The organism is Moorena sp., assembly GCF_982860115.1.
Genome location: NZ_CEYLVT010000239.1, coordinates 1 through 11,431 on the forward strand (window position 1 = coordinate 1; position 11,431 = coordinate 11,431).

Annotated in this window: 8 protein-coding genes; 2 read left to right on the forward strand and 6 right to left on the reverse strand. The window is 41.2% G+C overall.

Annotation, left to right across the window (positions count from 1 at the left end; translation table 11 throughout):
- From AC4II3_RS27435 to AC4II3_RS27445, 3 genes are all read right to left on the reverse strand, one after another.
- Nucleotides 1-720, reverse strand: a 720-nt coding sequence (locus tag AC4II3_RS27435) for a tetratricopeptide repeat protein (RefSeq protein WP_488029661.1), incomplete at its 3' end; no start/stop codon positions are given.
- Nucleotides 721-833: 113 nt separating this feature from the next.
- Nucleotides 834-1,928 carry a tetratricopeptide repeat protein gene (locus AC4II3_RS27440; RefSeq protein WP_488013946.1) on the reverse strand — a complete coding sequence of 365 codons (1,095 nt, stop codon included), beginning with the start codon at nucleotides 1,926-1,928 and terminating at the stop codon, nucleotides 834-836.
- Complete coding sequence (locus tag AC4II3_RS27445; RefSeq protein WP_488013948.1) at nucleotides 1,904-3,157, reverse strand: tetratricopeptide repeat protein; 1,254 nt, start codon at nucleotides 3,155-3,157, stop codon at nucleotides 1,904-1,906. The genes AC4II3_RS27440 and AC4II3_RS27445 overlap by 25 nt, the downstream gene beginning before the upstream one ends.
- Before the next feature lie 2,004 nt (nucleotides 3,158-5,161).
- Between AC4II3_RS27445 and AC4II3_RS27450 the strand changes: the two genes are divergently transcribed.
- Nucleotides 5,162-5,440: a hypothetical protein gene (locus AC4II3_RS27450; protein ID WP_488013950.1), complete on the forward strand. Its 279-nt coding sequence runs from the start codon at nucleotides 5,162-5,164 to the stop codon at nucleotides 5,438-5,440.
- Nucleotides 5,441-5,582: 142 nt separating this feature from the next.
- Here AC4II3_RS27450 and AC4II3_RS27455 read toward each other — a convergent pair whose 3' ends face one another.
- Both AC4II3_RS27455 and AC4II3_RS27460 read right to left on the reverse strand, forming a co-directional pair.
- The gene (locus AC4II3_RS27455; RefSeq protein WP_488013952.1) at nucleotides 5,583-5,927 is read right to left on the reverse strand and encodes a hypothetical protein; all 345 of its coding nucleotides are present in this window, start codon (nucleotides 5,925-5,927) and stop codon (nucleotides 5,583-5,585) included.
- Nucleotides 5,928-7,148: 1,221 nt separating this feature from the next.
- Nucleotides 7,149-7,412 carry a hypothetical protein gene (locus AC4II3_RS27460; RefSeq protein ID WP_488013954.1) on the reverse strand — a complete coding sequence of 88 codons (264 nt, stop codon included), beginning with the start codon at nucleotides 7,410-7,412 and terminating at the stop codon, nucleotides 7,149-7,151.
- A 311-nt stretch (nucleotides 7,413-7,723) separates the two neighbouring features.
- Here AC4II3_RS27460 and AC4II3_RS27465 point away from each other — a divergent pair, with 311 nt between their 5' ends.
- The gene (locus AC4II3_RS27465; protein WP_488013956.1) at nucleotides 7,724-8,416 is read left to right on the forward strand and encodes a hypothetical protein; all 693 of its coding nucleotides are present in this window, start codon (nucleotides 7,724-7,726) and stop codon (nucleotides 8,414-8,416) included.
- A 2,195-nt stretch (nucleotides 8,417-10,611) separates the two neighbouring features.
- Here AC4II3_RS27465 and AC4II3_RS27470 read toward each other — a convergent pair.
- The gene (locus tag AC4II3_RS27470) at nucleotides 10,612-11,037 is read right to left on the reverse strand and encodes a hypothetical protein (protein ID WP_488013958.1); all 426 of its coding nucleotides are present in this window, start codon (nucleotides 11,035-11,037) and stop codon (nucleotides 10,612-10,614) included.
- Nucleotides 11,038-11,431 lie beyond the last annotated feature (394 nt).

Below are 11,431 nucleotides of genomic sequence, written 5' to 3' on the forward strand. Positions count from 1 at the left end.
TGCCTGCTGTTTCTCTCCTAAGTCATCATAGACTTTACCAATATTGGTGAGGGTTCTTGCTTCCCCTTTGCGACCGCCCACCGCCCGGGATAAGGGTAAAGCCTGCTGGTAGTAGTCTAATGCCTGCTGTTTCTCTCCTAAGTCATCATAGACAGAGCCAATATTGTGGAGGATTACTGCTTCCTGTGTGCGATCACCCACCGCCTGTAGTAAGGGCAAAGCCTGCTGGTAGTAGTCTAATGCCTGCTGTTTCTCTCCTAAGTCAGAATAGACAACACCCATATTGGTTAGGATTACTGCTTCCTGTGTGCGATCGCCCACCGCCTGTAGTAAGGGCAAAGCCTGCTGGTAGTAGTCTAATGCCTGCTGTTTCTCTCCTAAGTCATCATAGACTTTACCAATATTGTTGAGGGTTACTGCTTCCTGTATGCGATCACCAATTGCTCGATAGATTGGTAATGCTTGATTGAAGTATTCAAGGGCTTTTTGCGTAAATCCTAAATTATTGTAAACAGCACCTATCCCAAGCAAAGTAAAAGCTTCCTGAGATTTATCTTCTAATTCACGCCATAACGGAAGTGCTGCTTCCCATTTGGTAATTGCCTGTTGTAGTGATTCGGCTGTCCCTTGTTGAAATAGCTGTATCCCCTGATTAAAAAGTTGTTGTGCTTGGGTGCGGGTATCGTCGTTTTGGGTCATGAGTCTAGGGTGTCGGTTTATGTCAGTGGGTTTGGGATGGGGGTTGACAGTTTTTTAGCAGAAGTATCGGCACAGTAACAGCATTAATCCTAGATAATACTAGTGAGATGTGCTCAAGGTTTGACCAGGTTTTACTACAAATCTTTTATCCATTGTTTTACCTCGTTAACTTTCGATCTATCACCTAACGCTTGATAATTGGTTTGTGCTTGGGTTAGCCACTCTATTGCCTCAGTTTTATTGTCTTCTACTTGTCCTAATCCAACTTGCAACTGAGCTTGCCATTCTAAATTTTCAGTGCTTTTAGCTAGTTCCAACCCTCGTAAATAATGACCTTTCCCGTGCTGGATCAATCCCACTTGCTGGTATAAATTTCCCAACAGTTGATAGACTGCTGCTGTTTGGCTTCCCTCTTTCACCAATCCTTCTAGTAACTCTATGGCTTCTGCCTTCAAGTCATAACTTTGGTATAGATAGGCTAATGTCAGTGTTTCTACCTCTTGGGTCAATTGCTGTTGTTTTAGTTGGGCGACTGCTGTTCGCACTGACTCAGCGTTTTGGGCATCCAATAGGGTAAAACTCAGGTCAGCTCCCTGTTCGTCATCAGAGGAGTCTCCCTTGTCGGTTTCTACAATTAAGAAATAATCGGAGTTTGGTTGTAGGGCAGGTTCACCAGGATACTCGATTTCTGTGTTGCTCGTTTCCGTCTGCCAGTCTAAGGTTAAGCTAGCATCTTGTACTAAAACCTCATAGCTAGTTGCCCCAGGCACCCCATTCCAACGCAATATTGGGCGGTTATTAAGTAAGGCGGTATGGCGAGGGGTGATGATGTAGGGAATTATTTTGTTGGTAGCGCGGGGTGCAACCCGAGAGCTGTTAGGGCGAGGGGTAGTCAGTATTACAGAAGGACAACCATCGGATACTCTGTTGGCAGAATCACCCTGCAACTCCCAAACCGATAAATTGCTACACCTCACTTTCGCTGATGCACCAGTTCCCAGTAGTAATTGGTCGGAGGGATCCAGTAAATCTCCGACATTGGCATTATGATAGTCGTTCCATTGACTTCGCTTGATCTTGACATCCCCTTCAATGTCGTAAATAAAATTAAGACTTTTTGAATGTCTTTGATCCGAAGCCAGATCAGGTCCAGCTAATAACCCAAGACACATTAGACTAAAAACCACCCCTGTTAAGGTTTTTTTCAAAATCCTAGGTTTTTCTTGCATGATTGTCCTGCCTTCTTTAAGTTCTTGTGAGCTAAATGTAACCAAGTATCTTCATCAGGATTGAGAGTAGAAGCCAACTGACAGCACTGCTGCCACTGTTGGATAGCTCCAGGATTTTTCTGCCGTTCCAGTACCTGGGCTAATAAACAATGGGCTGACCCGCGATTTGACAAATATTGAGCAACTTCTGGGTTCCTGGCAATACGGATGGCAGCTTTTAGTGCCTGCTCTGCCTCTGTATCTTGACCTTGCTGAAACCTCGCCCATCCCAGATTTTTAAACAAGTTGTATTTAACCTCAGGAAAGCTATTCTGCTTCTGTGCTTCTGAACGACCTTTATTTAGTAGGGCTACTGCTTGGGGATATTCTTTCTTTTTAATGAACAAGCGAGCCAAGTTATTATAGGCTTCTGGCACATTACCTTTCACTGCCAGGAGATACTCGGTGCGGGCTTTATCAAACTGCTGCAAGTCCTCATAGAGATTGCCCAAATTGTAGTGAGCATCGACATTATCGGGATTCAAGGCAATGGCTCTCAAGTAATTCTCTTCCGCTGTGCCCAACTCTCCGTGATCATAGTTTTTCCGTCCTTGCTCATTGTATACTTGAGAAAATGAGGGCAAAGCGAACCAAAACCCCAGTAACAACCCACAAAAACCCACAAGATAGCCTAATTTTCCCCATTCTTGATAGGATTGGGGAATCCCTAGTTTAGCGATAAATTTTTCCAGCCTTTTTCGTCCTGCTTCCGTCAGTTCGCTCTTCGCTTTCAGCAAGGTGAATAAATTAGAAACAAATAGTCCTCCTCCTCCCAAAACCCCGACTCCTCCAGTTAGAAACCGACTAGTAATATTAGCGAGTAGCCCTAGGATAAGGCTCCACGTAATTACAGTCAGCACTGTGATTAACCAGTTAACCTGTTTCCGGTCTAAATGCCACCACCAATCCTGAGCAGGAGCAGGCAAACTTTCCCGACAGTCAGCCAAGTTGATGACTTTCAGTATCCTACTAGGGTTTTTTTTCAACCGTGAATCCAGCTCCATCACTTGGGATAGAATATCGGTAGCAACTGGCTCCTGAGTTTTCAATACCTTTTGAAGAGCATCCCTAGCTGATAAAATTTCTAAAGCTTTTTCCTGAGATAGAGGATTGTTTGGAGAATCTAAATACTCCCAAGCCTTCTCGCAGCGAAGCAGGGCAAAGTAAAGTCCCGAATTAGCTTTTTTCATACGGAAGTCAATCTATGAAATTTGTTGTTTAGTCACCTTATTTTTAAATTACCTTCTGCTTGATTAACTATGATATCTGGTTGACTGACAAAACTTATTTAGGTGCATATTGGTAAGTCAGTACTTTAAGCTCTAGGCGATAGAGTCGTTTTCCCTGTTGCTTGCGTAATGCCTTTTTCCTGCTGCATATTGTCTCAGAACTTCATTAGCTTTCATTAGCGATAATTATATATAGTTTAAGTGAAGGCCAAACGCTCCTCAATGTAAACTACAGTCGATGAATCAGGATTCCAGAAATACTTACGCAGGAATAAATTTGCTTAGACATATAGACTCCCTTACCAGGGTAAACGCATCTTGTCAATAAAATAGGGGTAGTTCTCAATAAACCTGGCCTTATTGTGCTTATTGACAATAGCTTTTTCACATATAGTGTTTATTTAATTTGAAAAACACTATATATAGGATAAAAGAATCTATGCGTTTACCCTGACTCCCTTACAACTCTGCTACCGATCGCCTTGATGTCCCATACTCCACTATTAGATTGCTTTCCGGAAAGCAATAAAAATCCATTTTGATGGCGTACTTAGACCTGTCAACAACATGATCTTGGGCATGTCACCGACACACGACCCAATTCTAATTCCAGGACTCAACCCTGTTCCGTTGCTTGAATTCTGACGACATAACTAGTTCCAATAACAGTCACCTGCATCCATGAAGCTATTGCTTAAAACTATTGTGTAAACAGGTCAACTGAAGTACCAATAACGCCCAAAATGGGTATTAAAACTGGAAAGTGCCATGCTTGACTCCAAAAGCTTATACAGAACTTTGGAGTCAAGCATGGCACTTTCCCCTGTTTGATCTAATTTTTGAGTCCAAAACTCCTAAATTCAGTCCCAATTTGATGAAAAAGTTCCGACACAAGCTAAAGACGGAACTATGTTAAGTTTTGATACATAAGCGACTCTAAAGCCTGTGTGTAAGCCATAGCAATAGATTCAGCTCCGTTGGCACTTTATAACAGCTTCTTTAGCATTAGCCCATATACTGTTAATTATGGGTGTTTTCTCCCATATTTTTGGGGACTATTAATGGGATAGTTAACCCATAATTAATTGTAAAGTTACTGTACCTCACTATTTTTTTTTACGGAAACTTCGTATTTGAGCTAGAGTAAACGCATCTAATTTTTTTTTAAAATTATATATATATAGTGTTTTATAGTGTTTTTAAAATTAAATAAACACTATATATTGACAAGATGCGTTTCCCCTGATCCTTTAGCTTCATAGAAACTTCATAATTGATACTTAATAAAAAACAACAAACTTATGATATACTGAAATTGCGGAAACTATGCGTTGCATAAAATTAAGATTCGGGATATTATGAAAATGTCCCGACGTCTTGTGTTGTCTAGAATTTTTATAAGCATAGTTTCCGCCAACTGTGGCTTATATGTTCTGACTCGCTTCGTCAGTTTTTTAATGGTGTTCAAGTCACATGAATAATCAACGTTTCGTGTTCTTGCTGAAGGTTTCATTTGTTATGTCCTTCAGCTTTTTTGCTGTAACTATTAGTAGTGTAAAAATTAACCAAAAGTTGACTACTATAGTACCATTGCTTCAAGTTTTAGCTTTTAGTACTACGAGTGTTAATCAAGGAATTCAGGCTATAAAACAATTAAGCAATTCCAAAAATGATTAGCATAGCGTAATCCAAAATAATACCCGTTCAGTAATGAACGGGTGATATTATTATAGTTGAAATCTTTTTGTCTGCTGTTTCGTCTGTTGTCTTAGGTATTCAGCAGTAATGTGAAAAATAAACCCGCTCTCGGTATGAAAGAGCGGGTGTGGAAAAGGGAGAGTGCTGTGCTAGCTATCTCTATCTTTTAGGGTAAGTGCTGTGCTAGCTACCTCTCTCTTTTAGATGATGAAAAATTTTTTTTGCATTAATATAATTTAAATCCAATAATTAGGGATTGTTAAATATATGCGTCTAAATCTACCTACTTCAAATGATGAGATTCAAGAACGAGGAAAATTAGCTGAATTACATAAAGCGGCTAAACGAGGTGATAAAGAAGCTAAGAAAAAACTAGATTCTCATAATCGTGAAACTGTTGCATCTATTGCAGGAGCTACTATTGGAGGATGCACCTCTGTTATTTTAGCACCTATTGTAACTCCGCCAGTAGCATTTATTGCATCACCTTTTCTTATACAAGCAGGTAGCCTTTGTGGTAGAATGCTGGCTAGTTCTGATTCATGATTATAGTGGTTTTTAGCTTGTGATCATCCTAATACTTTTAAAAAACCCACCTTTTAGAGGCGGGTTTTGTTTTTATAGTTTGAACCTAAGGTACTTTTCAGGAGGCTTCAGATTTTATCAGTTGCTTCACCAGAGCATGTGCCTAACTATATTTTGAATCCTTACGTCCATTTTTACTGGTAGCCCAAGCAGTCTCAACTGTTTTAGGTATTGAGTGTGTCTCAGCATAAAGCTCAATCACAGCGCGCGTCTGTAACTCAGTCAAAGGTTTGTTTCGAATATCGGGTAATGGAAATAGTACTTGTTCCCTAGCTGGGATATTAGGTAGATATTCGGTATGCTTAGAGGCGTCAATAAATGCTCCTTGTAGCCGGAGGGGTTCCTTTCCAGGTACAACCAGGAATCCATCTCCTTTACCTAGTAGATGGTTACTAGGTAAGTTTTGACCAGTAATCAGTTTCCCATCTCCTTTGGTCACAGTCTTCATAACTAATTTGACCGGAAGGTTGTCCCGGAATGCGGTAGGTAGGCGCTTACCGTCTGGTTTTTGCGTCCCAGCAAATAGGCTCTATGCTAGAAAAAATGACATAAAGTACCAACGCCTGAAGTCTTTGCACAGAAATAGTTTTAGCGCTTTGTTTCAAAAGTTAACACAGTTCCGATTTTCACAAGTGCTGGAACTTTTCCCCATTTTGGTGAAAAATTTATGACTTTTTAGCATCAAAATTAGTCAGAAGCTGGATAAGTGCCGAGTACAAAAGCTTACATTGGAACTTTATATGTCTGTGTGGCACTTCATGGTAGCTACTCTAGCATTACGCCTACAGTCAGTCTTTAACTTCCTGTTATTTTTACCGACAAAATCAAAAGTAATAGAAAGTGAATTTTCGGCGGGATTAGAGCTGTTTTTATAATACTGCTAAATCCGATTACAGGAAGTAAGAACCCTTTTCATTCTCCTTTTTCATCCTATCAAGAAATAATAGAAAGATAAATAGTGGTTTTTGCTCATAAAATCGACTTAATCACTTTAGGTGACTAATTGTCGCGGACTGTATTTGTACTTATCAAGCCAACTTAATGACCAAAGGGTACAAACAGTATTCGCACCCTTTGGTTGTATCTTTTTTTATCGCCCCATCCTTAATAAGAAAAAGATGCGACGATTGCCTGAGTAGCGATCGCCCTTGGCAGCTTCTGCTGCGCATCACTTCCACTTCTGATTCCCAGGTTAGAGTTTGAGTTTGTTGGAAAAAGCGTCCAACAGCTGGAAGTCGCACGGGATATACTTCTCATAGTTGTTGGAACGTTGGAACGCAAAGTAGTACTTAACTGGGGTTCTTTTTCCTGGCTCAATCCAAAGCTACTGTCATACAACCCAGGGGTAGGAAGCGACACCATGTATTTACCTACTGACAAGGTTACCTCATACAACGCTAAACACCACTTATTAATTACAGGTCAAACAAACCATAGATCGAGGGTGGAATATTACAAAGCTAGAGGGTAGTCAAACAGAAAACACAACAACCTGGAAGTCTGACTGTATATACTTCTTAATCACTTCTCAATATTCCAACAAACACTTCTTGTTGGGACAACAAGAAGTAGTAATAATAAGGCTCAAAGCCTAGATATATATACTTCTTAGAGTATTGGGTGATAGATCCAGAAAATGGAAGTGGCTAATTTTTACTTACTTTTCGATCTAGTTAAAAGCCTTACTGTGTCTTTGTTTGACGCTGTTTTTGATTGAGGAGCGATCGCTATCGAACAAATCCCTGAATCCCTTACTGTGTCTTTGTTGGACGGCTAAAAATAAGTAGGCGCTTTCCAAGAGCAAGCCCAGATCAACTAGAGGCGGAGAACGAGTACTTAAAGCGGTTGCTGCGGCAGCATGGCATCTACCCATACGCTGGCTAGTATATGACTTGAAAACATCGAATTGGAGCGTTGCGGGATTTCTCGTCACGCTTTTTTGTTATCTTTTTGTCGATCAAATTGGGAAGAAAGGCTATCGCAGCATTGAGGAGCAAGGCCAATCGCTACTCAGTTGGAGCGCCAAGAGATGCATGAAGGGCTTACCTGGCGGGGGTCTCCCGTTACTCAGTTGGAATTTGCTGATTAACGATGTGCATCTTTTTATATCGCCTTTATCCTTGACAACGAGAACGTGCGACGATATCATTGATGACAAAGCGATCGCTCCGACCATCGAATAAGAGCGATCGCTAATTAAGGGCAGTTGCCCAAATAATTCAATCAATCACCCCCATCATAACCATGAACGAAATACTACAAGTCCGGAAGTCTTCCATCCAATTGTCCGAAGATTTGGTACTAGATACATACACGGCTGATCAAATAGATGAGCGAGGCTTTTTCATTAATTATTTGAGTGGTCGTGGTACGTCAGGCGTCATAAAAACATCGCGAAGCACAATGGTCGTGAAAACAATGTCTCAGGAGCTGAAATCCTTTCTGGGAGAGGATTTCACAATGGTCGCGGGACAATACAAAATGCAATCTGGAGGTCTTGTCCCTGTTTCTCTGTGGAAATTGCCTGATGCTATCCGATATTGGGGATACTGGGCATGCAAAGCAACAAGGGTGAAGCCAGAAACTAAAGAAGCAGCTCAAGACATATTACTAAATGCTTCTCTGTCTTTATTTCAAGTTATGACCGACGAAGCCTTTGGTCGCGAGTACACTCCTGGGAAGGCTCAAGAGTTGATGCTGGCCAACAGCGAATTAAAAGTTAAGGTTTCCGAACATGAACACAACGCCGCTAGTTGGAAGTACTTGTGCAACGAAGCGATCGCTGACCGAAATGATGCGATCGCAAGCCAAGAGCAAGCTCAGAAAGATCTGGAGGAACTGTCCTTAGGCATGGCTTCTCCAGACCAACTAGAGGCCGAAAACGAGTACCTTAAGCGGATCCTAAGGCAGCATGGAATCGATCCATACGCTGGATAGATTTAGCCAGACATCGTTAGACTAAGGCGTAGTGGGGTTTCCTACTGCGCTTTTTTGTTATCTTTTTGAGCGGTCGTGAAACATCTAAAGTACTAAAAACAACACGTCAACAGTGGTGCTAAATGTGATGTCTAAACAGCTAAAAACCCTTCTGGGAAACGATTTCACAGTGGTGCAATACCTCCGTGTACAGGGGCTGCACCTTTTTGTTGTCTTTGCCCCAGGAAAACAACAATTTTGAAGAGCGATCGCTAATTAAGGGCAAATGCCCACAATTAAAATCAACCATTATTCAACTACCCAACGGCACCGCGATACAAAATCAACCCTCCAATAAGCTGAAAACCTCTATAGAAAAGCATTTGACCGTCATACAAAGAGCAATGTCGCAACTGGTACCCACAATGTGGGTTGCACACAATATTGAGACGACGCCGCATCGTTGACAATGTTTATATTCCAGGATAAAAAGCGACAAAGAGATCGCTATCAATTCTCGATGATCAGAATTTGATTATTTTTTCGATCAACGGTAAACATCAATTGGAGCTAGACCGTTGAGGTAAGTCTGGTTGAGTTCCTTGAGCATCCTGGACAAAACGGGCTAAAGTACCGGTATTTTGTCAAGGGGTACTGGACATTTTTTTTGAGATCTCTTTTTTGAGCCCACTTCTCCGAGAGAAGATGGAAGTCATACCAGTCAAGGTTTCTGATTTTTTCTGGGCGCTCAGAAAAAATCCTGAGAAGTCCCGAGGTGCCTCAGGTTTAACTCCAATTACTGTTTGACCACCCCTCCCTCAGGCAACAATAAATTGCACCTTGACTGTTTTAGCCGGATTTGTCCAAATTACTACGGTTTAAGAGTATCCCCAGCCTTCACTCATTTATCAAGACAGCTATCACTTACCCCCAAATACTGTCTAACCTCCTTCGCGGTTGCATTCTGCGGATCCCTTATAGTGGCCAGTACATTGCCAGTGTTCCGCCAGTATTCCCAAAGGACTCAGGACGGGTAAACAAAAGTGATTGCTGCAGGGGTTGCGATCGCATTACCAATGAATACCGAAGCAGTACCCAGGATTTCCTGTTGGAAGAAAAATCCTGGCCTTTTTACTAGCGAACAAATCAAAAACCAAACAAAAAGCCTTTTTGAGTTTTAAATAAACGCTTGTATTCCCTAGTGCAACCGATGGAAATCAGACAGGGCGCACCCAAATGGGTCTGTCTGATTTGTGTTAACTTTGGGATGAATACGTCTGTCTGATTTGTGTTAATTTTGGGGTAGATAGGTCTGTCTGATTAGTCAACTCAACAAAATTAACTTACTGTTTATAAGTTCATAAGTAATTTTTTATTGATTTTAATTCTTAATAAGAGTCAATAAAATGCCTTCCAAAATCAGACACGTGAAATTTTAAGTCCCCTAAAAAGTGCTTAAAGACCCCCGATCGGGGGGTAAAAGTGGGGGGTCAGCCAAGTTTTTGGGGGTCTCGGTCGATTTTTTGTTGAGGTCTGTCTGATTTTTATTGTCATCTATTGTCAACAAGAAATCAGACATGCGTTTATTGTTTTGTTCTTTTGACTAATTGATTAATAGGGTTTATAGGTTGTATACGTCTGTCTGATTTGTGTTAACTTTGGGTTATATACGTCTGTCTGATTTGTGTTAATTCTGGGATGTATGGGTCTGTCTGATTTCTAATCAGTCTGTCTGATTTAGGTCAACTGTATACAGTCAATTCGTGTCTGATTTCAAATCAGGGTGTCTGATTTTGCAATCGCATCAAGTGAGTATAAGTACTCTATTATTAGAAACAAACTATTTTTGCCAAAGTAACTAACAGAAATAAATCAAAAAAACAAATTCAATCTCAAAAACAAAAGCGATAGCTGAAATCGGTGGGGAGGTTTGACCCTTTTAGGTTTTCGGGAATTCTCCCGAAAACTATGTACAAGGGAGCGATCGCGCTTTAAGGGCCATTTCGGGTGGACTTTGCTTAACCTGGCAGCTCAAACCCTTTTGCTGCAAGCTTCTTAAGCTAAAAAGACCTATTTTTCCTGGCACCTCGCGGAGGGTTAAAAACACCGATAGATGGTTTAAGCTTAATTGGCTTCCCATCAGGAGCGATCGCTCCTTTGATCACAACAAAAAGCCCCAGCTTTCGCCAGGGCAAAGTAATGGATTGATCTAGGGCTTACCTTTTTCTACCTTTCCTCCGGTTAGGACGGCGAGGTTTGCCAGAACCAAGAGCCTTAAAAGATGCGGGCACATCCATCGGATTCAGAGGCTTTGGCTTAGGAGGTGGGGGCAGGATATTAATTGCCCCGTTCTTAGCTAAGCGATCGCGAGCCGATTGATCAAAAACATCTCCTTTTATGAAAATGTTTTCATCCTCTTTCCAGACTGCAAATCCGTTGATCAATTCCCGTGAACCGGTTGCAAATTGCAAACCCTCTTTTATCTCTAGCCAAAAACCCTCCTCATCAAACTGATCGTAAATGTCATCAAACAGCAGGTTTTTGTCGAATAAAATCAATTTAGTTTCCCCATCTAGAACTTGCCATATGCGAGTTGACTGGGCGGCTTCTAATCCTTTGAGATCTTTTCTAGTTGTAAACATGTTAGATTTAGGTTATTGATGAGGCTTTTTTGAGGTTGTCCCCCGCTTTAAGGGAGCGGGGCTTTTTGTTGTTTGACTAGCTTGAAAGCTAATCAGAAGTTAAGATGGCATCTTACCACTTATTTCGCGTAAATATTGACAAATTGCAACCAGATTTTCGTTCCTTTATTTTTTACTTTTGGTCGATTAGCGGTGGTAATTGATAATTTGTCTTGGTTCCAAACCTTTCTACCGTAGCTCTAAATCTCAGCCTTTTTCCTTCAATTGCCTTGAGCTTTTTCCTTGTCATTTACTCGCCTTCTTCAAAGTCAAAATAATACTCGGAATCCTCCCACCCTTCGGGAGCATCCCATTTTGGAAAAAAGGGAAAACTTATTCGCGAGTTATGCTCGCG

Coding starts and splice junctions, on each gene's coding strand:
- AC4II3_RS27440 (WP_488013946.1), bottom strand. CDS start 1,928: ATGCAAGAAAAACCTAGGATTTTGAAAAAAACCTTAACAGGGGTGGTT.
- AC4II3_RS27445 (WP_488013948.1), bottom strand. CDS start 3,157: ATGAAAAAAGCTAATTCGGGACTTTACTTTGCCCTGCTTCGCTGCGAG.
- AC4II3_RS27450 (WP_488013950.1), top strand. CDS start 5,162: ATGCGTCTAAATCTACCTACTTCAAATGATGAGATTCAAGAACGAGGA.
- AC4II3_RS27455 (WP_488013952.1), bottom strand. CDS start 5,927: ATGAAGACTGTGACCAAAGGAGATGGGAAACTGATTACTGGTCAAAAC.
- AC4II3_RS27465 (WP_488013956.1), top strand. CDS start 7,724: ATGAACGAAATACTACAAGTCCGGAAGTCTTCCATCCAATTGTCCGAA.
- AC4II3_RS27470 (WP_488013958.1), bottom strand. CDS start 11,037: ATGTTTACAACTAGAAAAGATCTCAAAGGATTAGAAGCCGCCCAGTCA.